A 24,022-nucleotide genomic window follows, 5' to 3' on the forward strand; every position below is an offset into this window, starting at 1 on the left:
CCGGGGACACACACCGGCGCAGCCGGCGGAGGGTAGAGCCCTATCAAGCCTACCGAGGGTAGCAAACTCCGCGTAACGTTTTGTTAATCCCGGCTGGCTGCTGCCAGCGCCAGGCCCTGGACCACGCCCAGCGAGGGCTCGCCATGGACCATGCGGGCGCCCGGAAATGCCTCGGCGGCGGCCCGCCGCAGGTAGCCGGCGCGGGACATGCCGCCGGTCAGGAATACCGCATCCGGGTCGCCACCGATGTCGCTGCGGACCTCGGCCAGCAACTCGCGGATCTGGGTCAGGTAACCGGACGCGGCGCTGGCCAGGCCTTCGGTGCTGCTGTCGGCATGCAGGTCGCGGGCGATGTAGTCCAGCGTGCTGCGGTGGCTGGGGCTGCCGCTCAGGGCGATCTTGGCGCGTTCGACGTCGCGGTACAGGCGCGCGGTGTTGCCGGTGTCCTGCAGCGCCTGCAGGCGCGAGCCGTACGGTTCGTCGACATGGTCGTACCTGTGCTGGCGGAAGTCGCGCTGGCGGGTCATGTCCTGCACCGTGGCCGCTTCCACGTAATGGTGTGCGGGCACGCGGGTGACACCACGGCCGAACAGCGGCATGTAGCTGGACAGGCTCAGCGACAGGTCGATATCGGTACCGCCACGGGCAATACCCCAGGCGCGGTGGATGCGCGGGGCGGCATCGCCGCCCACTTCGGCGTGGGCGATATCGGTGGTGCCGCCGCCGATGTCGACGATGACGGCCTGGTGCCGCTCACGGCTTTCAGCGTGGTAGTGCATGGCCGCCGCAGCCGGTTCCTCGAGGAAGTCGATCTGGTCGAAGCCGGCCTGGGTGGCCGCCTCGCGCAGGATATCCAGCGCCTGGTCGTTGCCGGCGGCGCCGATCGAGCTGCGGAACTGCACGGGGCGACCGAGCAGGGCCGCGCGCAGCGGCTGGCCGAGCTGGGCGCTGGCGGTCAGGCGGATGTGTTCGAGGATGTGCGCGGCGATGCCGGTGATGGTCTGGCGCGCGCGCGGGTGCAGGTTGTAGCCCAGCATCGACTTCGGGCTCTGCACCAGGTTGCCTTCGTGTTCCTCGAAATAGGCTTCCAGCGCGTCGTCGCCGTAGACGGCGTTCTGCAGCAGGTCGCTGGCGCTGCGTTCCTTGCCGGCGCGGGCCTCCATCCATTCGCGGCGCAGGGCGCGCAGGGCTTCGCGGCGCAGGGCCTGCGGGGGGCGCTCCTGGCCGGCGGCGCGGGCGGCCCGCGCGGCGCTGTCGATCATCTGCTGCAGTTCGTGTTCCTGGCCGGCGTCGAGCTGGAAGTCGTCCGGGTCGGGCACCACGCCGGGGAAATACACGCTGGTGCGGAACTGTTCGGCGTCGCCGAAGCGGATCGGCAGCAGCTGTCCATCACGGACGATGGCGGCGGCGGAGTTGCTGGTACCGAAGTCGATGCCAAGGCGCATGGGGCGGTCCGGGGGCGGGCGGGGGCCGCGCACTCTGCTGCAGTTCGGGTATTCCTGCAAGTTCCTGGTGGCTTCGGTTGGGTTCAGCGCCTCCCTGCTCCGTGTTCAGCCGAGGGGGCGGCCGGAGCAGGACACGCCGTAAACCCATCCATGGGGGCTCGTAGGCGCCTTGCTCGAGTGCGCTGTCCTGCGCACACGGCAAGACCGGGGTTGGGCGTCCTGCCCAACCCGCCCGAGGCATGCCTCGGGCCCATGGCGCCTGCGGTCCTGCTCCGGCCGCCCCCTCGGCTCTCGACAGTTTCCCTGGGCGCGGCAGCAAACGGCAGAGCACAGCTTCTACTTTTGATTGCCTTGGCCGCCGGCGCGGGAAACTGTCCGGAGGCGGAGGGGCGGGCTGGCCAAGACCGTTGGCGCCATGGATGGCGCCATCGAGCCCCCATGGATGGGTTTACGGCGTGTCTTGGCCAGCCCGCCCCTCTGCCTCAAACCGATATCAACAGAGGCGCCACACGCGGGAAAAAATGGAAGCACGGACCCGCCGGTTACAATGGCGGTTGTTGATTCATTTTGAGGTACTTGCTGATGTCTTCCGCTCCCGCCTGCCCGCAGTGCACCCTGGAAAATACCTATGCCGATGGCGCGCTGTGGATCTGCGCCGACTGTGGTTTCGAGTGGACCGCTGAAGAAGGCGCTGGTTCGTCCCTGGTCGTGCGGGACAGCAACGGCAACACCCTGCAGGCCGGCGACACGGTCACCGTCATCAAGGACCTGAAGGTCAAGGGCTCGTCCATCCCGCTGAAGCAGGGCACCGTCATCCGCAACATCCGCCTGGTCGAGGACGACGCCGAGCACATCGAAGGCAACTCGGACAAGATCAAGGGCCTGGTGCTGAAGACCTGCTTCCTGAAAAAGGCCTGAGCCGGCATCAGCGCCTGGCCTGCTGCGTGCGCAGGCGGGCCAGGCCATCCAGCTTGGCCTGGTAGCGCTGCGCGTTGCTGCTGCCCCCCAGCGCGCGTGCACGCATCAGCTCGTGGTCGGCCCGGGCCATCTGTCCACTGAGGAAGTACGCGCGCGCCAGCCCGAAGTGGAACTGGTGCGCGCTGTCATACAGCTGCACCGCACGCCGGTAATAGCGGATCGCCGTGGCCAGATCGCCGCTGCGTTCCGCACTTGCACCGGCCATGTACTGTGCGAATGGATCATCGCGCTGCACCGCCTTCAGGCGCCGTTCCAGCGCCTGCGCCTGCGCCACCAGGCCCAGGCGGCGGTACAGCACGCTGGCGTTGGTCAGCGCCGAGTCCCCGCGGGCATCCAGTCTCAGTGACGTTTCCAGTGCCGCACGCGCGCCGGCCAGATCGCCCTGGCGGCTGTCCAGCACACCCAGGTTGTTCCAGGTGGGCGCGAACTCCGGCGCCTGCGCCAGTGCGGCGTTGAAGAACGCGCGAGCGCCCACGGTGTCGCCGACGGTCATCCGCTCGGCACCACGGTTGTTGTAGAAATGCGCCAGCGCCCGGTCGAGGCTGATCGGCTGCGGGCCGCGCCGGTCGTAGAGGATGTTGCGGTCCAGGTCGACGGTGCCGCTGCGTCCGTCCACCAGCACGCCCACGTTGACGTGGCCCACGCTGTAGACCACGCCCTGGTTCTGGTCCTGGTACCAGGACACCACGCGGTCCACTTCCTGCACGCGCGCCTGGATGCCGGCCTCGCGCGCCAGCGTGGCAAACAGCAGCGTGAACGCCAGACAGTTGGCACGCCGCGTCTGCCAGATTTCCGCAAGCGTGTAGGTCGCAAGGGGGTCGTACTGCAGGTCCAGCGCCTGCGTGCCGAAGATCATTTCGACCAGGGCCTGCAGGCGCTGCCCGCGCCCGCTGTGGCGGGCCATCACGCGTTCCCGCAGCATCTGCCGCAGGGGTTGGGGAACGGCCAGCACCTGGCCGGGCGCCGGTACGCTGGCCACCGCCACCGGCGTGGGCGGTGCCCGGTACGGGCCGGGTGCAGGGGGATCCTGGGCCGGCGCCGCCCACGCACCCGCCGCTGCCAGCAATGAAGCGAAGCAACACGCAGCAAGACGGCGCATGGCGGCTACCTGCGGCGGCGGGACGTCCCGTCTGCTGGCAGTGTAGATCTGCGCGGGTGAGGGGAACGACCATTGGTCGGCGGCATGCGCTCATCCACACAGGGTGTGGACCAGCCTTCGGCAAAGCTGTGGACAACTCCACGCCAGCCTTGCCCGGCAAGTGATGTGAGTGCCTGGTGAAAAAATGTCCAGCTTGCCCGCAGCCGCCAGCGGCGGGATGATCGCTGCATGGATTTTTCTCCCATCCCGCTTGCAGCTGCACAGTGGCAGACGTTGCAGGAGGCCTATGCGACCCCGCCGCGCGCCTACCATCACTTCGGCCATGTGCGCGCGGTGCTGCAGCATTGCCAGGAGGTGGCCGACGGCCCAGGCTGGCAGCAGCCGGCCGAGGTGTACCTGGCCGTGCTGTACCACGATGCGATCTACCAGGCCGGGCGCAAGGACAACGAAGCGCGTTCGGCGGCACTGGCCGTGCAGGCCATCTCGCACGCGCCAGAACTGGCCGCGGTGGATGCGGCGCGGGTGCAGGAGCTGATCCTGTTGACCGCGCGCCACGGCGGACTGGGGCCGGAGGATGTGGATGCCGAGGCCGCCCTGTTCCTGGACTGCGACATGGCCATCCTCGCTGCGCCCGAAGCCGTGTTCGCCGCCTATGATCGCGGCGTGGCCGAGGAGTACAGCGGCGTGGTGCCCGGTTTCCTCTACCGAGCGGGCCGCCGTCGGTTCCTGCAGGGCCTGCTGCGCGCACCGCGCATCTTCCTCAGCGACTTCTTCCACCAGCGGCTGGATGCAGCCGCCCGCGCCAACCTGCGGCGTCAGCTGGACGCCTGAGCGCTGCCGTTACACTGGGCGCCTGTCTGCAACGCCGTGCCTGCCTGTGACCGACCCTGTGTCCGCCGCCCCGCCCGATCCCGATCCGCGCCCGCTGCCGCCGGAAGAACCCGGCCCCAATGAATGCTGCGGCAGCGGCTGCCCGCTGTGCGTGCTCGACCTCTACTCGGAGGAACTGCAGCGTTACCGCCAGGCGCTGGCCGAATGGAAGGCGCGCCACCCGGAGCAGGCGCCATGACCCGCGCACGGCCGGCCGCTGCGCTGGCTGTCGTCGCGTTGTTGCTGTTCATTGCCACCGCCGTGTGGACCCAGTTCGCCCGCACCGATCTGGACTGGGTGCAGGCGACCTTGAGCCTCTATCTGCACGGTCCCTGGGGGCTGGCGCTGCGCAGCGCCTATTGCCTGCTGGCACTGGCCATCGCCCTGCTCGGCATCGCGCTCTACCGGCACAGCGTCGGTCCGCGCCGCAGTGCGGCGGCACCGTTGCTGTTCACCGTGGCCGCGCTTGGGCTGGCCACCGTATCCATCGGCGACAGCTGGTTGCCCGAGGCGACGCCCCTGCTCGCACCGCTGGTGCATGGCCTTGCGGCCAACACCGCCTTCCTCTGTGCCAGCGTCGGCATGCTGCTGCAGGCGTGGTACCTGCGTCGCGAGCCCGGCTGGCAGCGCAGTGCCACCCTGCTGTGGGCCTGGGCATGGCTGGCGTTCGCCCTGCTGTGGCTGCACGTACTGTGGCGCGCGGGCCCGCCGCGTGGCCTGGGCCAGAAGACCGTGATCGTCATCATCGTCGGCTGGCTGCTGTGGTTGGCGGTAGCGATGTACCGGCGCGGCCGTCGCACCCACGTGGGCTGAAGCGCCAACGGCCCGCACGGGTACGTGCCGTGCACGCGGTGGCGGCGTATCGTGTGCGCATTCCATCGGGGATGCGACATGAAGCGAGCAGGGCTGGGCGTGGCAATGGGGATGGTGCTGGCGCTGGCGGCGTTGCCGGCCATGGCAGCGGCGAACGTGCAGCAGTTCAGCCACGGGCGCTTCGACCAGGTTCCGGTGCACCTGCCGGCGGGAACGCCGCAGCGGGTGGTGATCTGGTTCCATGAGCCCGGTGCCGGCGGTGACACCAGCCGCCTGCCGATCGAGGCGCTGCGCAGCGATGGTGCGCTGGTGGCTGCGGTGGACATCAGCCATCTGCGTGGCGTGCTCAAGCGCGAGGGCAACCCGACCTGTTCGTTCGGTGCTGGCGACGTCGAGAATTTCTCGCGCTGGCTGCAGGCCTCGCTGCACCTTCCGGGTTATCACCTGCCGCTGGTCGGCGGCGATGGCGAGGGCGCCGAGATGGCCTACACGCTGGCCGCGCAGGCCGACACCCAGGTGTTTGCTGGCCTGCTCACCACCGGCTTCTGCCCTGACCACAGCCACGAGCGGATGGTCTGCGGCGATGGTGTGAAGCACAACCGGCTGCAGCCGGCCGAACTGAATTTTCCTTGGCTGAGTGCGGCCGGTGGCACCAGCTGCAAGGCCGGCCAGGCCAGCGCGTTCGTGCAGCAGGTGGCGATGGCGCGTGAGTTCAGGCGCACCGGGCGTGGCGATGCTTCACCGGGGCTGGTGGCGGCCGCGCGGGTGATGGGGGCGCAGGCGGGCGTGAGCCTGGCGCCACCGCCGACCGCACTGAAGGGCCTGCCGGTAGTGGAGGTACCGGCCAGCGGCAGCGGCGACACGCTGGCGATCTTCGTATCCGGTGACGGCGGCTGGGCCGGCCTGGACAAGAACGTCGCCGCCTCGCTGAGCGGGCAGGGCGTGGCCGTGGTCGGCATCGATTCCCTGCGCTACTTCTGGAGCGAGCGTACGCCGAAGGGCTTTGCCGAAGACCTGCAGAAGATCATCGACCACTACACGCAGCAGTGGCACCGCGACAAGGTCATGTTGATCGGTTTCTCGCAGGGCGCCGACGTGCTGCCGGCCTCGATCAACCAGCTGCCGCCAGCCACCCGCGAGGCGCTGGATCGCATCGTGCTGCTGTCGGTGGGCAGGAAGGCCGACTTCGAGTTCCACGTCAGCAACTGGCTGGGCGGCGGTGGCAATGGTCTGCCGATCGCACCGGAGGTGGCCCGACTGCCGGCGGCGAAGACCCTGTGCGTCTATGGCCAGAAGGATGAGGATGCGTTGTGTCCGGATCTGCCGGCCAATGACGGTGTGCAGAAGATCAAGCTGCCGGGCGACCATCACTTCAACGGTGATTACGACCGGTTGGCTGAAGTGATCCTCAAGGGCGGCGCGTAGGCGGCATTCACCGGTAGCGCCGGGCCCTGCCTGGCGGAGAGCGTGCGAACCAACGGTTCGCACCCACCAGGGGGAGCGATCACCCGCGGCGCGGGTCCAGCGAAATCAGCCGCGTGGCATCCAGCAGCGCCGCCGGCAGGTGCATGCCACCGGGTGCAGCCAGATAGCGAGGGCGCCACTGCGGATCGAACTTCGACTTGAAGCGGCGCAGGCCACTGAAGCCGTAGAAGCGTTCGCCATGCCGCGCCAGCAGCCCGGCCAGGCGGTTCCAGCGACCGGCCAAGCGGTGCTGGGCCAGCCCGGACAGCGGCGCCATGCCCAGCGAGAAGCGCGCATAGCCCTGGGCGCGGCCCCATAGGAACAGCTCGATGAACAGGAAATCCATCGTGCCTTTGGGGGCCTCGTTGACGTGGCGCATCAGGTCCACCGACAGCTCGGCGCCGGCCGGTGCCTGCCACAGGTTGGCGAAGGCCACGATCTCTCCCTCGGCTTCGACCAGTGCCACCGGGAAGCGCATCAGGTAATCGGGATCGAAGCTGCCCAGCGAAAAGCCTTTTTCATCGCCCGCCTTGTCGTCCAGCCAGGCATTGGAAATGGCGTGCAGGCGCGGCAGCAGATCGGCAATCTCCTCCACCGGCGCCACCCGGAATGACAGCTGGCTGCGCTTGCCGCGGTTCCAGGCCTGGCGCAGATCGGCGCGCTCGCGACCCTCCAGGCCGAAATCGTGCAGCGGCACGATGGCTTCCTCGCCCAGCTTGACCAGGCCCAGGCCGAGGTCGAGATAGGTCTGCCAGTACGCCTCGCCCACCTGGTAGAACACCGGGCGCAGGCCCAGACGATCAGCTTCCTCGCGGAAGCGCCAGATCAGCGCACGCGCCACGTCGGGCGGCCCGACCGGATCACCCATGGCGATCAGCGAACCGCCGTAGCGCTGCATCATCACAAAGCCCTGTTGTGCTTCGTCGCGCAGCACGGCCTTGTCGGCGGTCAGCACCAGGCAGGCCTGGGTGTCGGTGGCACCGGCCAGCACCGGTGCCAGCGCCTGCAGCGTGGCCTCGTCGGCGGCCGGCAGTGGGCTGCGCGTGCTGTGCAGCAGGCGTGCCAGGCCGAACATCACCAGCGCGATGGCCACCACCAGCAAGGCGCGCAGGGCACGCGGCGCATTGCCGGACACCGCGAACTGCCACCACAGTTCGTTCTGGTATTCCACGTGGCTGTAGGTGAAGAACAGCAGCCAGGTCACGGCCACCAGCACCAGCCCGAGGTTGCGCAGCCACGGCCACGACCAGGCTTCGTCCAGCAGCGCGCCCTGGCGGTAGAACTCGCGACGTGCGGCCCACAGCGCCATCGCCGCCAGCACCGCAGAGAACGCGATCAGCAGTTGGCCACCGCGCAGCCACAAGGGCAGGGGAGTGATCACGCATACCGCCATCGCCAGCACCCATGCGGCATGGCTGCGCCGCGCCAGGCCCTGGCCGATCAGCAGCAGGGCGACACCGCCGAGGCTGCCGATCAGGTGCGAGGTTTCCAGGATGGGCAGCGAGGCATTGAGCAGATGGCGGCGCGGCGTCGGCAGCGTGCCATCGATGACCAGCGCCGCGCCGATGCTGAACACCGCCAGGGCGATGATCTGCGGCAGCCAGGGGCGCAGCGCATGCCAGCCGGCGCGGGTGGCCCCGGCGCTGGCCTGCAGCGGCTGGCGCAGCGCCGGGGCGAGGGCGAGCAGGGTGGCCAGCAGCAGCGGCAGCACGTAATAGGTCACGCGATAGATCAGTGCGGCGGCCAGCACGGCGGCCGGCGCCACCTGCGGCAGCAGCTTCAGCAGGCTCCACTCGAACACCCCCAGGCCGGCCGGCACCGTCGAGACCAGGCCGGCCAGCACGGCCACCAGGTACAGGCCGACGAAGCCCGGCAGGCCGGTAGGCGTCGAGTCGGGCAGCAGCACGTAGAACGCGGCACTGGCCAGCACCAGTTCGATGACGCTCAGTGCGGTGACGCCGAGCATGGTGCGACGGTCGGGCAGCCACAGGCCATGGCCGAAGATGTGGAACTGGCGCCCGTTGCGGCCGACCAGCAGCACGGTGGCGGCGTAGGCGAGGAGGGCGAGAATGCCGACCACGCGCACCGCGGCCGGGTCCAGCGGCAGGGCCAGCGCGGCGGCGGCCGGTTCCATGCACAGCGCGAAACCGATCAGCAGCCACGCGCCAAACACGAAGCCCAGCGTGCTCATCAGCACCACCTGGCCGATCTGCGCCAGATCCAGGCCGGCACTGCGGTAGCCGCGCAGGCGTACCGCGCCCCCGGTCAGGGCCGCAAAGCCGACGGTCTGGCCCAGCGTGTGGGCGAGGAAGGCCGTGATGCCCACGCGCGCGGGGTGCACGCGGATGCCGCTGCGGCGCAGGCCGATGGCATCAAAACCGATCAGGCAGGCGTAGCTGGCCAGGCCCAGCAGAACGGTCAGCGCGATCTGCGCGCCGCTGAGCTTGTGGAAGGCGTCGCGGATGGCGCGGTAGCCATGCTCGTCGAATTCACTGGCCAGCCCGTGCAGGGCCAGCGACAGGATCAGGAGCGGGACGACGATGGTCATGACCCGCTTCCATGCAGGGGTATGCGAAGCGGTGGTGGGATCGTTGGCTGGGGTCATCGGCGCAAGGGTGCGGCAGCAGGGGCGAGCGTGGTGTCAACGTGAACGTGGCGCATCGTGCGCCTGTCGCTGGCGTTTGACCAGCACCGGCACTGTGCGGGGATTGGCGGCAACGATCCGCCCTGCCGGAGGCCACATTTTCCTGCGCCGCTGGGTGAGAATGAGGGCCTGTCCACCCTGCAGGAGCCACGCCCATGATGGAGCGTTACGACGTCGGACCGCGCATGTCCGAAATGACCGTGCACAACAAGGTTGCCTATCTTTCCGGGCAGATTCCGGAAGACACCAGCCAGGACATCACCGGGCAGACCCGGCAGGTGCTGGCCGAGATCGACAAGCTGCTGGCGCTGGTGGCCAGTGATCGCCAGCACGTGCTGCGCGCGGAAGTGTTCCTGGCCGACATCGCCGATTTCGACGGCATGAACAAGGCGTGGGATGAGTGGGTGGTGGACGGTGCGACCCCGGCCCGCGCGACGTTTGAAGCCAAGCTGGCGCACGCGGAGTGGAAGGTCGAGATCGTGATCACGGCGGCCGTGCCGTAATCGGAACGGGGTCAGATCCCTTTCCGCAGGGAAGGGCTCTGACCCCTGTGTGGTTCAGTGCGGGCGGATCTGCATGCCTGCATACGCACACAGGCCGATGCAGGCCAGCATCAGGCCGTCCATCACCCGGTCGCCGACGTATTCTTCGTCGTTGCCGTTCTGCCGCGTGCGCTCTGCCGCGAGCATGATGTCCTGCACCACGCGCAGGCCGGCCAGTGCGCAGTCGGCATCGGCCATGGCAAAGCGACGGCCGGGCGGCGGCGCGCCGTCAGGCCACGTCAGGCCGTCGGCTGCCGCGCCATTACCGATCCGGCGCAACAGGGCGATCATGCGGTTGGGGTCGCGGGCGATGTCGTCTGCGGCGTCGTCATTCTCGGCGCCGGTCGACGTGGCGTAGGGGCGGCGGATGTCCGGACGTTTCATGGCAGTGCTCCATTCAAGGCAATCGGTAGCCGCCACGGAAGGGTGGCGGGCGGAACGTGGCTCGAAAACCGGGACGCAAACCGAAACCGGTGGGCCCGAAGGCCCCCACGCTCCGCCCGCCATGGCCGGCAGACGGAATGCCAGCCGATGCCACGAAACGTGACGCCGGCTGGCACGTGCAACAACGGTTTACGTCGCGGGTTTTCGACACCCGGCCACCTTTTTCTGGTGGCTCGACATCTGTAACTCCGCTGCTGCGCATCGCCAATGAGGTTTGTTGTATTTCGAACCTGTGCAGGCCAATTTCAGAATTGTTGCATGCGGTTGAGGCGGCCCACCGCCTGCTGCCGCAGGGCCCGGCAACGCACGGGTAATCTGCGACAGGTGTCGTGTTTGGCAGGGTGGGTGATGGCGCCGAATGGGTCGATTACGACTTGGTTTCGGCCGCGGGTCAGAGCCCTTTACCGTGGTGCCAGCTCGATGCAGTCCACCGGGCACGGTGGGATGCACAGCTCGCAGCCGGTGCACAGGTCGGCAATCACCGTGTGCATGTACTTGGCACCGCCGACGATGGCGTCCACCGGGCAGGCCTGGATGCACTTGGTGCAGCCGATGCAGTCCGCTTCCACGATCACCGCCACCTGCGGTGCTTTGTGCTCGCCGCGCGTGCGGTCGAACGGCAGGGCCGGTACGCCCAGCACCTGCGCCAGCGCCCGCGCGCCCGCATCGCCACCGGGTGGGCAGCGGTCCACGCCTGCGTCCCCGCGGGCCATGGCCTGCGCATAGGGGCGGCAGCCATCAAAGCCGCATTGCCCGCATTGGGTCTGCGGCAGCAAGCGGTCCAGGCGTTCGGTCAGGGGCGGGATCAGGCTCATGCGTGGCGAAGGCTGCGCGTTGGTTACTTCAGGGGCTTGCCGCGGTACCAGCGCTCGTGGGCGAGGGCCAGCATCGGGCGGTCTTCGTAGCTGTCGCCGTAGGCGTGGATGCGCAGGTAGCGTGACAGGTCGAACTGGCGGCGGATGTACTCGACCTTGCGCGGGCCGCAATCACCGCCCGCATAGCGCCCGGTCAGGCGGCCCTGCTGGCTTTCCAGCCGGTTGCAGATCAACTGCAGGCCCAGCTGTTCGCACCACGGCCGCAGGTACAGATCCAGCGAACCGGACACGATCACCACGGTGTGCTGCTGTTCCTTGTGCCAGCGGATCTGCTCCAGCATTTCCGGGCGTACCACCCCGGGCAGCACGTCCCGGGCGAAACCGGCCGCCAGCGTGGCGATGTCATCGGCGTGGCGCTCGCTGAAGGTGAGGCGGGTGACGCGGGCGCGGATGCGTTCGGCGGAGATGACGCGAAGGCGGTAGGCCAGCAGCCACGGGCCGACTTTCCACCACGCGCGCGCCAGCTGTTCGGGCGTGGCCACGCGGCGCAGGAAGCGGCCATAGGTATCGCAGGTGGTGACGGTGTGGTCGAAATCGAACAGCGCCAGTTCCATCCTGCTCTCTCCCATGGCGGTGCCTTCCGTGGCGGTCTGCGTGAAGGGGCGCGGCCGCGGCCGCGCCCACAGGGCATCAGCGGACCGGCATGCCCGGCTGCGCGCCGCTGTCGGCGTCCAGCAGCGCCAGCGCGCCACCGTCGAAACCGGCCGACAGGATCATGCCTTCGCTCAGGCCGAAGCGCATCTTGCGCGGGGCCAGGTTGGCGATGAACACCACGCTGCGGCCGACCAGTGCTTCCGGTTCGCCGTAGCTGCCGCGGATGCCGGAGAAGATCTGGCGCTTGCCCAGTTCACCGGCATCCAGTTCGAAGCGCAGCAGCTTGTCCGAGCCGTCCACGAATTCGCACACCAGCACCTTGCCGATGCGCAGGTCGAGCTTGGCGAAATCATCGATGCCGATGAAGGCCGGTGCATCGGCGCTCTTCGCTTCGTCCTTGGCCGGGGCCGGGGCAGCCGGCTTCACGGTTTCCGCCTTCGCGGCGGGGGCGGCAGCGGCGGCGGGCTGCAGGGTGTCCTTGGAGGCGTCGATCATGGCGTCAATCTTCTTCGGGTCGATACGGGTGAACAGCGGGGTGTACTCAGCGATGCGGTGGCCCAGCAGCGGCTGTGCCAGTGCGGTCCAGTCGTTCACCGGCGCAGCAAGGAAGGCCTCGGCCTGTGCGGCGGTGGCCGGCAGCACCGGCTTCAGGGCGGTGACCAGCACGCGGAACAGGTTCAGACCCTGGCTGCACACCGCCTGCAGCTGCGCGTCGGCGCCTTCCTGCTTGGCGATGACCCACGGCTTGACCTCGTCGATGTAGCGGTTGGCTTCGTCGGCCAGGGTCATGGTCAGGCGGATGGCGGCAGCCGGGTCGTTGCGCTCGTAGGCTTCACGGATCGGCGCCAGGCCATCGACGAAACGCTGGTACTGCGCCGCATCGGGCAGCTGCGCGGCCAGCAGGCCGTCGAAGCGCTTGCTGATGAAGCCGGCGCAGCGGCTGGCCAGGTTGACGAACTTGCCGACCAGATCGGCGTTCACGCGCGCCACGAAGTCGCCCAGGTTCAGGTCGAGGTCGTCCACGCCGCCGCTGGTCTTGGCCGCGTAGTAGTAACGCAGGGCCTCCGGTTCCAGGCCGGTGTCGAGGAAGGTACGCGCCATCACGAAGGTGCCGCGCGACTTGCTCATCTTCGCGCCGTCGACCATCAGATAGCCGTTGACGTGCAGGCGGGTGGGCGCGCGGTGGCCCGTGCCGTGCAGCACTGCCGGCCAGAACAGGCCGTGGAAGTTGACGATGTCCTTGCCGATGAAGTGGTGCAGTTCGGTGCTGGTGCCTTCGCGCAGGTGCGATTCGAAGTCTTCGCCGAGCGTGCCGCACAGGGTCTGGAAGCTGGACAGGTAGCCGATTGGCGCATCCAGCCAGACGTAGAAGTACTTGCCCGGCTGGCCGGGGATCTCGAAGCCGAAGTACGGCGCATCGCGCGAGATGTCCCACGCGCGCAGGCCACCGTCGGCGTCCAGCCATTCCATCAGCTTGGCCTTCACGCCGGGCAGGGCGACATCGCCGGCCAGCCAGGTGCGCAGGAAGCCTTCGAAGCGGCCGACCTCGAAGAAGAAGTGTTCCGAATCGCGGATTTCCGGCGTGGCGCCGGAGATCACCGACTTGGGGTCCTTCAGGTCGGTCGGGTTGTAGGTGGCGCCGCAGACTTCGCAGTTGTCGCCGTACTGGTCGGCGCTGCCGCAGTTCGGGCAGATGCCCTTGATGTAGCGGTCGGGCAGGAACATGCCCTTGGCCGGGTCGTAGAACTGCGCCACCGAGCGACGGCTGATGTGGCCGGCCGCTTCCAGCTTCAGGTAGAACTGCTCGGTCAGCGCCTTGTTGGCCGCCGAGTTGGTCGAGTCGTAGTGGTCGAAGGCCACGCCGAAGGCAGCGAAATCGCGCTCATGGCCGGCCTGGATGTTGGCGATGAAGGCTTCCGGGGTGACCCCGGCCTTTTCCGCCGCCAGCATGATCGGCGTGCCGTGGGTGTCGTCGGCGCAGACGAACCAGGCCTTGCCGCCGCTCATTCGCCGCGCGCGCACCCAGATGTCAGCCTGGATGTAGCCGACCAGATGGCCCAGGTGCAGGGGGCCGTTGGCGTAGGGCAGGGCGGTGGTGACAAGCGCGGTACGGGTCATGGTCGCGGGGTGCAGCCGAGGGGAACCGCAGATTATCGCATGCCTGCAACGAGGTGACCCGGCCGGGGCCGGGTCACGGGGGTACGCCGCGGGGGGGTGAGGTTACTCGCGGACCCAGGTCTGCGCGCGGCAGATGAAGGCGATGCAGCCGGACACATCCAGCTTGCCGCCGCCGGGCTGCAGTTCGATCTTGGACTTGTAGGTCTTGCCGTTGGCCGGGTCGAGGATGGTGCCGCCGGACCACTTGCTGTGGCTGCCCTTGTCCTGTGACAGGTTCCACAGGATGGTCATGCCCTTGACCGGCTTGTTCTTGTTGGCGCCTTCGCAGCCGTCACAGACCGGGTTGGGGCCCTTGTCCGAATGCAGGATGTCGACCACCTTGCCAGACAGCGTGCCGTTGGCGGCCTGGGTGATCTCGACGATCGACTTCACCTTGCCGGTCTTGTCGTCGATGGTCTTCCAGCGGCCGGCGGCGCTGTCGGCGGCCTGGGCCGACAGGGCGGCCAGGCACAGCGGCAGTGCCAGCAGCAGGGTCTTGAAGGTCTTGCGCATGGTCCCCTCCCAGGGTTCATTCCGGCAGGTTGCCGGTACAGGGCGACTGTATACCCATTCGGCGGGGTATGGGGAAGGGGGGGGAGGATTTGCAGGGCTTGCAGCCCTGCACCTGCAGGGGCCGAAGCAACAGCAACAGCGGCATTCCGTGGGATGGCGGGGCACTGTGGGTTTGCGGGGACGCCGTGATCCCGTCCATGTAGCCTTTGCTGGGTTGCTGGGACGCGCGGCTGTTGGTAGGTGTCGACCTTGGTCGACACGGGATCCAACCCCGGATCAGCCGACCTCGTACAGCTCCAACGGCAGGTCGTCGGGGTCGGCGAAGAAGGTGAAGCGGGCGCCGGTGTATTCGTCCACGCGGATCGGTTCGCAGGCCACACCGCACTCGGCCAGGCGCTGGATGAACGGTTCCAGCGCGGCCACCCGGAAGGCCAGGTGGCGCAGGCCTTGGGCCTCGGGGCGGCTCGGGCGCGGCGGCGGGGCGGGGAAGGAGAACAGTTCCAGCTGGCCGCCGTCGGGCAGGGCCAGGTCCAGCTTCCACGAGTCGCGCGCGGCACGGTGATTCTCGGCCAGCACGCGCAGGCCGAGGATACGCACGTAGAAATCCTTCGAACGTGCGTAATCGCTGCAGATCACGGCGGCATGGTGGATGCCCAGCAGGCCGCCGGTCGCTGCGCTGCTCATGGCGTGGGCGAGGCCGATGCCGATGCCGATGCCGGCTGTTCCAGCCAGCGATCGACCTTGTGCGACAGCACGTCCAGCGGCATCGAGCCGTCCTTCAGCACTTCGGCGTGGAAACGCCGAAGGTCGAAGGCGGCGCCCTGGCGGGCCTTGGCCTTGTCACGCAGGGCCAGGATCGTGCTCAGGCCTGCCACGTTCGACAGCGCCTGCCCGGGCTGGGCCATGATCCGTTCCACTTCGGCGTTGGCGTCGTCCTCGCTCATGTCCACGGTCTTCTGCAGGTAGTTCACTGCCTGCTGCTTGCTCCAGCCCTGTGCATGCACGCCGGTGTCGGCCACCACGCGCGCTGCGCGCAGCAGACGCGAATACAGATAGCCGATGCGGTCGTACGGATCGTTGTAGACGCCCAGATCGTCGCCCAGGGTTTCGGCATACAGGCCCCAGCCTTCGACGAAGGCGAGGTCGCCGCCGAGGCGACGGAAGCGCGGCAGCTTGGCCAGTTCCTGCTGCAGGCCCAGCTGCACGTGGTGGCCGGGAATGGCTTCATGCAGGTACTGCACCGGCACGCTCCAGCGCTTGCGGCTGGGCAGGTCGCGGGTATTGATGTAGAGCACGCCGGGTTGCCCTGGCTGGCCAGGCTGGTAGGCCGCAGCGGCAGCGGTCATCGCGCGCTCCGGCTCGACCGCGCGTACTTCCAGGCGATCCTTCGGCAGGGTGTCCAGGATCTGCGGCAGGCGCGCATCCACCTGCTGCTGCAGCTGGCGGTAGCGGTTGATCAGTGCGTTGGCATCGGCGTACTGGAACTGGCGGTCGCTGCGCATGCTCTTCAGCAGCTTGGCCTGCGAACCACGCAGCTTGTTGTCTTTCATCACCGTGGCGATCTGCGCGTTCAGCTCCTGCACGCGCTGCTCGCCCAGCGCGTGCAGCTGCGCGGCCGTCTGGTCGCTGGCCGTGGTCTGCACGATCAGGTTGGCGTACCAGCCCTGGCCATCGGGCAGGGCGCCCAGGCCGCTGCTGCTGCGGGTGGCGGGCATGTATTCGGTGGCGATGAAGCCGCGCAGGGCGCGGTAGGCCGGCATGATGCGCAGCTCGATCACGCGCTTGTACTCGGCGCTGATGCGTGCTTTTTCTTCAGCCGGAATGCTCTCGGGCATGGTACGGATCGGCGACCAGAAGATGCTTTCTTCAGCGGTGGGGGTGATCACCGCGTCCAGCTGCGGGAGCACCTTTTCCATCAGGTCACGCGGCTGCACGACACCGGCCTTCATGCCCTGGCGCATGTTGTCGATGGCCTGGTTGAACAGGTCGGGGATGCCCAGCGAGCGGCGCGACCAGGTGTCGTAATCCTTGGCCGTGTTGAACGGCTGCGCGCCGGCACCGGCGCCGAGGATCGCCATGATGCTGCCGATGTTGTAGTACTGGCTGATCGGCATCATCCAGCTCGGGTAGCGCTCGGCGGCCAGCGAGGCGCGTGCATCGCGCACGAAGATCTCGTAGCTGAGCAGGTCCTGGCCCTGCAGGCCGTCGCTGCCGACCTTCTCGACCTTGCCCAGCCATTGCGTGGTGAAATCGTGCGACTGCTGGCGCCATGCGGCTGACAGGATGTTGGGCAGCTGGTCGTTGTAGCGGGCCTCGCCCTGGAACGTGGCCTGCAGCGGGTTCAACCGCATCGAGGCGTCCCAGTATTCATCGTACAGGCGCTCCAGCTGCACCTGCTTGGGCACGGCGCGGGCCGGGGCCACCGGGCGCGCTGCGGCGCGGCGTGCGGTGCTGCTGCGTGCCGGTGTGGCGCGTGCGGGCTTGGCTTTCGGCTTGGCGGCCTGCCGGGTCTGCGCGGCGGCGGGGCGGCTGGCCTTTTTCTTCGCTGCTTCGGCCGAGGGCACGGCGCTGAACAGGAACAACGCGGCGATGGCAGCGGCCAGGGCGCGGGTGGGATACGGCATCAGGAGCTTCCGTGGAACACAGACCGTGGAGCTTGCACGATCCGCGCGCGTACGGCCAGCGTGAAGGCGCAGTCAGGTTGCTGCCGCTGGGGCTTCAGTCAGCCGCGGCAGCAGCCCGCAGATCGGCGGCGCGCTGTTCGCCCAGGTAGCGGGTAATCGCGCGGCGCATCAGGTACAGCAAGGGAATCAGGGCGATTGCAAAGCCCATCTTGTACACATAGTTGACGCTGCTCACCGCCAGGAACAGCGAGGTCGGCCACTTCTGCGGGCCCAGCACGAAGGCGATCCAGATCACCACGAAGCTGTCCACCAGCTGCGAAACGGCGGTCGAGCCGGTGGCACGCAGCCAGACGTGACGCTCGCCGGTGGCCTGGCGGATGCGATGGAATACGGCCACGTCGATCAACTGGCCCACCAGGAAGGCCACCAGCGAACCGGCGATGGTCCACATGCCCTGGCCGAACACCGCCGCGAACGCCGCCTGGTAATCGGGCACACCGTGCGCCTCCATCGAGGTGACCCACCAGCTGGCCGGGGCCAGCGAAATGGCCGCGAACGCGAACAGGAACCCGTAGGCGATCAGCACCACGGCCAGCCACGAGATGAAGCGCACGCCGCGCTTGCCGAAGAACTCGTTGATGGTGTCGGTCATGATGAACACCACCGGCCACAGCAGCGTGCCAGCGGTGAAGCTGAGCGAACCGGTCTGGCCGAACAGATTCCAGTTCAGGGCCTCGATGCCCAGGGTGTCTTCCAAGGCGAAGATCTTCACCCCGATCAACTCGGCCAGCACTGCGTTGCCGCAGAAGAACGTGGCCAGGATGATGAACAGGAGGACCGCACGATCCTGCAGCGGGCGTGCGTGCGGCGTGGGCGTCGTTGCGGTCACTCGGCGCGTTCGCCGGCGCGGGTGAACGGGACGCTGGCCGGGGCGACGGCGCCACCGGAAATGATGAAGCTCATCGCCTGGTCCACCGTCCAGTCGGTGGGGGTCAGCAGTTCCACCGGCACGATTTCCAGGTAGCCCGAGGTCGGGTTGGGCGTGGTCGGCACGTACACCGCCGCCAGTTCGCGGTCGGTGCCGTGTTCCTTGATGACCCGGGTGACCAGGCCGACGGACTTCATGTCACGGTGCGGGAAATCGATGAGGACCACGCGCTGGGTACTGCCCGGCTCGGTCTGCAGCATGTCCAGCAGCTTCTTGGCGCTGTCGTAGATGATGCTGGCCAGCGGGATGCGCTTGATGATGGCACCGACCCAGCGCAGCAGGCGCTGGCCGACCACGCGGCGGCTGGCCACGCCCACCGCCAGGATGACCAGCAGGGTGGCCAGCAGGGCGATGGTGTCCTGGATCCACTCGGCGCGCACCCACCCCAGGTAATGCGGGAAGTTGGTCGCGATCTGCTCGGACAGCGGCACCACCAGCGGGCTGGAAATGCCCGACAGCAGGACGAAGACAAACTTCACCACGACCCACGTCAGCCAGATCGGCAGCAGGGTCAGCAGGCCGGTCAGGAACAGGCGCTGCAGGGAAGGGCGGGGGACCAGGGCGGGGGCTTCGAGCGACATCCGCGCATTGTAGCGGCCGCCGGTGCTCGATTACGCTGGACAGCCAGGCGGAGTGCCAGACAGGGAAGGGACGCTGTGTTGAGGATTCTGCGTGGAGCGGGCTGGGCCCTGCTGGGGTTGCTGGTGCTGGTGGTCCTGTTGTGGACGCTGTCGCGGTTCTGGCCGCTGCCAGGCGCGCAGCGGCAACAGGTGCGTTGGCTGGAGGATGTTCGGCCGCTGCCGGGGAAAAATGCTTTCGCGCTGCTGTGGACGCTGCCCTTTGACGGGCTGGACCCGGCCCAGCGCGAGGCCGCGCTGGTGGAGGATGTGCGGCGTTGGCAGACCGGGGCCACGCCCGGCAATGTGGATTCGGCTCTGGCGGCCACGCACCCGGTGGTGAAGGTCGACAGCCAGGGGTACTGCCGGCCCACCGGCGAGAGCTGCCTGGCCAGGGTGCGCGCGGATGCGCAGCCGTTCGTTGCCGCCCACGCCGGGCATGAGGGCCTGCATGAACGCCTGGACGCGCTGGCCGATGCTGATCGCTTCGACAGCCCGTTCCGGCCTGACGGTGCCACCGGGCTGTTCCCCATGCCGCATTACCGGACGCTGATGGATGGCAGTGGCGTGCACGCGCTGGCCTTCGTGCAGGGCGATGTTCCTGCGGCGCTGGCCGGCAGCTGCCGTTCGGTGCGGCTGGGCCGACGGCTGATGCGCGATGGCAACACGCTGATTGACAGCATGATCGGCGCCGCGATGGTGCGCACCAATGTGCATCTGCTGGCAGAGATGCTGGCGGAACTGCCACCTGGGCAGGTGTTGCCGGCGGCCTGCGAAAGCGCACTGCAGCCAATGGATGCTGCTGACCAGCGCCTGTGCAGGGCCATGCAGGGCGAGTTCGCGATCAGCAGGGCCGCCATCGACAGCTCGCTGCAGCAGACCGGCGCCGTGCTGACGCTGGGGCGCGAGCACACCCTTGGCCGCATGGCGTCGAATCTGGGATGGGCGTGCGACCCCGCCAATGACCGCCTGCTGGAGGCCGACCAGCCGCCGGTGGCGAGCCGCGTCGTCGGCTGGGATGTCGGCTGTCTGTCCAACATGGTCGGCTGCACGCTGACCGACATTGCGGCGCCGGCCTACCAGGACTACGCCGCACGCAGCCAGGACGTGGCCGCGCTGCTGCGGCTGCTGGGGGCGCAGCGCTGGCTGCGCCAGCAGCCTGATGGCCCGCAACAGGCGCTGCAGCGGCTGCCTGCGCAATGGCGCTCATCCACACGCACGCCGGTGCTGTCTGCCGATGGCACGCGCCTGCAGGTGCCGCGGCGTGCGCGTGACATCGATGCCAAGGGCGAGTCCGTACTGTCGGTGCCGTTGTAGGTCAGGCCGCGTTGCCGCGCGCCTGCGGTTTCAGCCGCACGTAGACCTGCTTGCGCACGCGGGCGACGACCTCGCCGGAGGCATCGACCACGTCGTTGCTGAACCAGCGCAGGACTTTTTCGCCGTTGGCCGCCTCGCCGCGCAGTTCATCCAGCACCGCTTCATCGATATGGAAGGCAGTGCGGACGGTGCCGCGGCCGGGCTTGAGGAATTCAATGGCGCCGGCGCGATCCCATACGTAGTAGTCGCGGCCCAGGGTATGCAGCAGGCCGAGCATCCAGAACGGATCGGTCATCGCAAACAGGCTGCCACCGAAGTGGGTGCCGACATAGTTGCGGTTCCAGGGGCGCATCCGCAGCTCCACCTCGATCTGCCGGTAGTCCGGGGTGATGCGGGTGACGTGGATGCCGGTGAACAGGAACGGCGGCCACAGATTGATGCCAAGGCGGAAGGTGCTGGCTTTCATCGGAAGGCGGGACGCAGGGGCGAGGATTCGAGTCTAACCATTCGCATGCGTATGTTGAACCCCGGTCTGTCCGTCGTAGAGTCGAGCTTGCTCGACTGCTTTCGGCGCGGTGTCAGGGAAAACCAGTCGAGCAAGCTCGACTCTACGGGCGTCACGGTACGGCCAGCCTGGCCCGCGTGCGCTACGGGTCACCGCCCATCACGTACCCGTCGCGGCCATTGTCCTTGGCGCGGTACAGGGCGGCGTCGGCGCCTTCCACGAAGTGATGTGGCTGCAGTGTGCCGTCGGGTACGCGCGTGTACACGCCAATGGTGAGGGTGATGCCCGCGCCGCTGCCGTCGCCCGGGCGCGGCAGTGCACGCACGCTGGCAATGAGGTCCTCGATCACCTGGCGCGCGCCGTCGCTGGGTGTATCTGGCAGCACCAGTGCGAATTCGTCACCGCCGTAGCGCGCGGCGATGTCACGCGGGCGCCGCGCGTGCGCGGCAATCAGCCGGGCCACGTCGCGCAGCACGCCGTCACCCACCTGGTGGCCGTGGCGGTCGTTGTGCTGCTTGAAGTGGTCCACGTCGATCAGGGCCAGGCTCAACGGCTTGCCGCTGCGCCGCGCGGCATCGCATTCCTCCTGCAGTGATTGTTCGAAACGCAGGCGGTTGCCCAGCCCGGTCAGCGCATCGCGGTTGGCCTGGCGGTGCCAGGCGGAGATGCGCCACACCGCCCACACGACCAGCACCAGCAGCACGCCCAGCAGAGCACTGGCCGGTGCCCACCACAGGTTGCCCGCGCGCAGCAGCAGCCACGCCAGCAGCGGTGCCAGCGGCAGCGAGCACAGGGCTGCCAGCCACGGCAGGCGCAGCCCCAGCAGCAGCACGCACAGCGCCGCTACTGCTCCGGACAGCAGATCCTGCACGATGCGTGGCATCACGTTGATCTGCTTGTCCTGCAGCAGCATCGAGGCGATGTTGGCCTGGTACTCGCTGCCGCTCATCCAGTACTCGCGGGTGGTCGGGGTCAGCAGCCGCGGTGCGATGCCGCTGGCGGTCATGCCCACGACGATGCGGCGGCCGCGCAGCAGCGACGCGTCTACCTGGCCATCGAGCACGTCGGCGTAGGACACCTGCGGCAGGCGCTCGGGCGGACCGGCATAGCGCACACGCACGTAGTCATCGCGCCGCCATTGATAGGGTGATTCCAGCGCCGGCTCCGGGTCGGCCAGGCCATGCACGCGCTCAGCCGGGATGCCGGCCAGGGCCAGCCCCATCGCCGGCCAGTGCGCCTGGCCGATGCCCGCGCGCAGATAGACGCCACGGGCCACGCCATCGGCATCGACTTCGACATCACTGTGGCCGATGGCCGCAGCGCTGGCAGCGATCAGCGGGATGGGAAGCAGTTCCTCGGCCAGACGGTCGCCCGCCGCCGGCGCCGCCAGTACGGGCAGCACCACGCGGCCATTGCGACGGATGGCTGCGGCCAGGGCGGCATCCTGGCGCGCATCGCGGCGGTCAGGTTCGGACAGCATCAGGTCCAGCGCCACCCGTTCGGCACCGGCATCGGTCAACCGGTCCAGCAGGCGTGCGTGCAGCGAACGCGGCCACGGCCATTGGCCGATGCGCTGCAGGCTGTCCTCATCGATGGCCACGATCAGCACGCTGGGGTCAGGGCGGTAGTCCCAGTCGCCCACCATCAGGTCGTAGGCCGCCTCATCCTGGCGCCACAGGGACTGGCCATGGCTGACCACGGCCGTGCAGATGCCGGCCAGCAGGGCCAGCAGCATGCGGCGCGACCACGGCAGCGGCGAACGCCTCACAGCAGCAGCCACAGCAGCAGGGCACCCCCGCTGGCGCCGTAGCACAGGCGGCAGGGCAGGGTGACCTGCTGGGCGGGCGAGAACGGGCCGGGGTGGCCGTCGTCGTCGATGTACTGCACGCGCACGTGCAGGGTGCCGCGCCACGGCCGCTTGAAGCTCACCTGCGGCTGCGCCAGCGTTTCATCCACCAGCGGTGCACGGAAGTCGCCACGGCGGTCGACCTGCACGCGGTAGCGCTGGCCTTCGCTGCCGGCCTGCCAGCGCAGGGTCAGTTCACCCCGTGCGGCTTCGGCGGGCTGCAGGGCCGGATCGACCGGATCATCGGTGAGCTGCAGCGGCAGGGCCTGGCCGAACGGGCCCTGGTGGCCCTGGCCATCGCGCGAGGCGACGCGCCAGAAGTACTGGCCGGGCGGCAGCGGCGTGGCCAGGCGCAGGTCGGTGCCGGTGCTGGCCTGCTGCTGCAGCGGCTGCAGGAAGCGAGGCTCGGCGGCGATCTGCAGCACGCTGCTGCTCGCGCCCGGGGCCTGGGTCCAGCGGAATCGTGGGCGGTCACTGTTGACGGCCTGGCCGTGCAGGGGCGACACGGTCAGCGGCGGTGGCGGCTGGTCGCTGAGCAGGAAATCGGCGCTGGCATCCAGGCCTTCCACGCCCTGCGCATCGACGGCGCGCAGCAGCAGGCGCAGGGCGCCGGGCGGAAGGTCGTCGATGACCAGCGAGGTGTCGCGGGTGGTGGCCGCGAACAGCAGGATCTCCGGCGTGGCGGCCGGCACCACCTCAATGCGGTAATGGTCGGCACCGGCCACCGGGGCCCACGCCAGGCGCGCCGGCAGCGGTGCCAGCGCGGTGGCATCGCTGTGCAGCAGCGGCGCTGGCAGCAGCGCCGACGCCGCCCCGGGCGCCGTGTCGGCGCTGTCGCTGCGGCTGGCCTGGCCGGGGCGGACCAGGCGCTGGCCGTGGCGGTTGCCGACCTGTACCCGGCCTTCCAGCACTTCGGTGGCGCCGACCTGCGCGCCATCGCCGGCACTGACCCGGAACACCGTGCCGCGCACGCTGCTGGTGGCAGCAGGGGCATCGATGATGTAGCGCGAGGCGGGGCCGCGTGCGGGCGTTACCCGGTTGCTGGCGCGGCCCTGCTGCAGGCGCATGCGGGTATCGACCATGCCGGTACGGCCGTAGCGGCTCAGCCGGTCCAGGCGCAGCAGCGAATGCTCGCGCAGCTGCAGGCGCGAGGCATCGGCGAATTCGAGGGTGACGCTGGCATCGGCGGCGGTCTGCACAGTGTCGCCACTATGCAGCAGCTCGCCGGCCAGCAGGCCGCGCGTGGCGCTGCCATCGGCGGCGACCAGCTGCACGGTGCCACGCACGGCCAGCACCCGGACCGGGGCGGGTTCGACCCGCAGCCAGCTGACCGGGAAGCGCAGCATCCCGCCGGGCGGCAGGCGGTAGGGGTTGTCGATGCGGTTGTGCTGCTGCAGCTGCTGCCACGGCACGTCCGCCTTCAGGTACAGGCCGCCCAGATCCCACAGGGTATCGCCGGGGCGGACCCGGTAGTTCCAGTCCTGTGCGGCAGCCAGTGCGGGCAGCAGGAGCAGGGCGCACAGCAGTGCGGCGATCCTGGGAGGAAGGAAAGACGATGAACGGCCAACGGTCACGGCGTGCTGTCCCGGCTGTGCGGGGGCGCAGCTGCAAGACCCCATGGCCCCGACCTCATCCCCCCGAATGGATCGTAGCGGCCGAAAAGCCGCTACCGATCACATTATTGCCC

At 68.7% G+C, this 24,022-nt stretch carries 22 protein-coding genes; 7 read left to right on the forward strand and 15 right to left on the reverse strand.

Going from position 1 to position 24,022, the window contains the following annotated elements; all coding sequences use genetic code 11:
* Positions 1-83 precede the first annotated feature (83 nt).
* Positions 84-1,445, reverse strand: coding sequence for an Hsp70 family protein (locus VER16_RS11740; RefSeq protein WP_324808323.1), 1,362 nt, complete (start codon positions 1,443-1,445; stop codon positions 84-86).
* Positions 1,446-2,027: 582 nt separating this feature from the next.
* Here VER16_RS11740 and VER16_RS11745 point away from each other — a divergent pair.
* On the forward strand, positions 2,028-2,363 hold the full coding sequence (locus VER16_RS11745; RefSeq protein WP_324808326.1) for a zinc ribbon domain-containing protein YjdM: 336 nt from the start codon (positions 2,028-2,030) through the stop codon (positions 2,361-2,363).
* Between the two features lie 7 nt (positions 2,364-2,370).
* Here the strand turns inward: VER16_RS11745 and VER16_RS11750 are convergent, their stop codons facing one another.
* The gene (locus VER16_RS11750) at positions 2,371-3,522 is read right to left on the reverse strand and encodes a transglutaminase domain-containing protein (RefSeq protein ID WP_324808328.1); all 1,152 of its coding nucleotides are present in this window, start codon (positions 3,520-3,522) and stop codon (positions 2,371-2,373) included.
* A gap of 228 nt (positions 3,523-3,750) precedes the next feature.
* Between VER16_RS11750 and VER16_RS11755 the strand changes: the two genes are divergently transcribed.
* The 4 genes from VER16_RS11755 (at position 3,751) to VER16_RS11770 (ending at position 6,630) form a co-directional block, all read left to right on the forward strand.
* Positions 3,751-4,353 (forward strand): hypothetical protein, encoded by a 603-nt coding sequence (locus VER16_RS11755; RefSeq protein ID WP_324808330.1) that lies wholly within the window; start codon positions 3,751-3,753, stop codon positions 4,351-4,353.
* A gap of 58 nt (positions 4,354-4,411) precedes the next feature.
* A complete protein-coding gene (locus VER16_RS11760; RefSeq protein WP_324808332.1) occupies positions 4,412-4,591 on the forward strand; it encodes an oxidoreductase-like domain-containing protein in 180 nt (59 codons plus the stop codon).
* Positions 4,588-5,205: a DUF998 domain-containing protein gene (locus tag VER16_RS11765; protein WP_324808334.1), complete on the forward strand. Its 618-nt coding sequence runs from the start codon at positions 4,588-4,590 to the stop codon at positions 5,203-5,205. The genes VER16_RS11760 and VER16_RS11765 overlap by 4 nt, the downstream gene beginning before the upstream one ends.
* Positions 5,206-5,283: 78 nt before the next feature.
* Positions 5,284-6,630, forward strand: a complete 1,347-nt coding sequence (locus VER16_RS11770; RefSeq protein WP_324808336.1) for a virulence factor family protein — start codon at positions 5,284-5,286, stop codon at positions 6,628-6,630.
* A 79-nt stretch (positions 6,631-6,709) separates the two neighbouring features.
* Here the strand turns inward: VER16_RS11770 and mprF are convergent, their stop codons facing one another.
* Positions 6,710-9,274, reverse strand: a complete 2,565-nt coding sequence (gene mprF / locus VER16_RS11775) for a bifunctional lysylphosphatidylglycerol flippase/synthetase MprF (RefSeq protein WP_324808338.1) — start codon at positions 9,272-9,274, stop codon at positions 6,710-6,712.
* 194 nt (positions 9,275-9,468) lie between these two features.
* Between mprF and VER16_RS11780 the strand changes: the two genes are divergently transcribed.
* A complete protein-coding gene (locus VER16_RS11780) occupies positions 9,469-9,816 on the forward strand; it encodes a RidA family protein (RefSeq protein ID WP_313442627.1) in 348 nt (115 codons plus the stop codon).
* Between the two features lie 54 nt (positions 9,817-9,870).
* Here the strand turns inward: VER16_RS11780 and VER16_RS11785 are convergent, their stop codons facing one another.
* From VER16_RS11785 to VER16_RS11825, 9 genes are all read right to left on the reverse strand, one after another.
* Positions 9,871-10,239 carry a hypothetical protein gene (locus VER16_RS11785; RefSeq protein WP_324808342.1) on the reverse strand — a complete coding sequence of 123 codons (369 nt, stop codon included), beginning with the start codon at positions 10,237-10,239 and terminating at the stop codon, positions 9,871-9,873.
* Positions 10,240-10,700: 461 nt separating this feature from the next.
* Entirely contained in the window at positions 10,701-11,114 is a 414-nt protein-coding gene (rnfB, locus tag VER16_RS11790; RefSeq protein WP_324808344.1) for an Rnf electron transport complex subunit RnfB, read from the reverse strand.
* A gap of 23 nt (positions 11,115-11,137) precedes the next feature.
* Positions 11,138-11,728 (reverse strand): HAD family hydrolase, encoded by a 591-nt coding sequence (locus tag VER16_RS11795; protein ID WP_324808418.1) that lies wholly within the window; start codon positions 11,726-11,728, stop codon positions 11,138-11,140.
* Between the two features lie 76 nt (positions 11,729-11,804).
* Positions 11,805-13,886, reverse strand: coding sequence for a methionine--tRNA ligase (gene metG, locus VER16_RS11800; RefSeq protein WP_324808346.1), 2,082 nt, complete (start codon positions 13,884-13,886; stop codon positions 11,805-11,807).
* Positions 13,887-13,988: 102 nt separating this feature from the next.
* Positions 13,989-14,438, reverse strand: a complete 450-nt coding sequence (locus tag VER16_RS11805) for a DUF2147 domain-containing protein (protein ID WP_108750662.1) — start codon at positions 14,436-14,438, stop codon at positions 13,989-13,991.
* Positions 14,439-14,714: 276 nt separating this feature from the next.
* Positions 14,715-15,122 carry a VOC family protein gene (locus VER16_RS11810; RefSeq protein WP_324808349.1) on the reverse strand — a complete coding sequence of 136 codons (408 nt, stop codon included), beginning with the start codon at positions 15,120-15,122 and terminating at the stop codon, positions 14,715-14,717.
* Positions 15,119-17,062, reverse strand: coding sequence for a DUF885 domain-containing protein (locus VER16_RS11815; RefSeq protein WP_324808351.1), 1,944 nt, complete (start codon positions 17,060-17,062; stop codon positions 15,119-15,121). Before VER16_RS11815 ends, VER16_RS11810 begins: the two co-directional genes overlap by 4 nt.
* A 94-nt stretch (positions 17,063-17,156) precedes the next feature.
* Entirely contained in the window at positions 17,157-17,951 is a 795-nt protein-coding gene (locus tag VER16_RS11820) for a queuosine precursor transporter (RefSeq protein ID WP_324808353.1), read from the reverse strand.
* Positions 17,948-18,631, reverse strand: coding sequence for a DUF502 domain-containing protein (locus VER16_RS11825; protein WP_324808355.1), 684 nt, complete (start codon positions 18,629-18,631; stop codon positions 17,948-17,950). Before VER16_RS11825 ends, VER16_RS11820 begins: the two co-directional genes overlap by 4 nt.
* 75 nt (positions 18,632-18,706) lie before the next feature.
* Between VER16_RS11825 and VER16_RS11830 the strand changes: the two genes are divergently transcribed.
* Positions 18,707-19,984, forward strand: a complete 1,278-nt coding sequence (locus VER16_RS11830) for a hypothetical protein (protein WP_414716044.1) — start codon at positions 18,707-18,709, stop codon at positions 19,982-19,984.
* Position 19,985: 1 nt separating this feature from the next.
* Here VER16_RS11830 and VER16_RS11835 read toward each other — a convergent pair whose 3' ends face one another.
* The 3 genes from VER16_RS11835 to VER16_RS11845 all read right to left on the reverse strand — a co-directional run bounded on the left by VER16_RS11835 (position 19,986) and on the right by VER16_RS11845 (position 23,954).
* A complete protein-coding gene (locus VER16_RS11835; protein WP_324808358.1) occupies positions 19,986-20,450 on the reverse strand; it encodes a DUF4442 domain-containing protein in 465 nt (154 codons plus the stop codon).
* 181 nt (positions 20,451-20,631) lie between these two features.
* On the reverse strand, positions 20,632-22,257 hold the full coding sequence (locus VER16_RS11840; protein ID WP_324808361.1) for a CHASE2 domain-containing protein: 1,626 nt from the start codon (positions 22,255-22,257) through the stop codon (positions 20,632-20,634).
* Positions 22,254-23,954 carry a FecR family protein gene (locus tag VER16_RS11845; RefSeq protein WP_324808363.1) on the reverse strand — a complete coding sequence of 567 codons (1,701 nt, stop codon included), beginning with the start codon at positions 23,952-23,954 and terminating at the stop codon, positions 22,254-22,256. Before VER16_RS11845 ends, VER16_RS11840 begins: the two co-directional genes overlap by 4 nt.
* Positions 23,955-24,022: the final 68 nt, after the last annotated feature.

The sequence above is a fragment of the Stenotrophomonas sp. genome, assembly GCF_035634915.1.
Lineage (GTDB): Bacteria > Pseudomonadota > Gammaproteobacteria > Xanthomonadales > Xanthomonadaceae > Stenotrophomonas.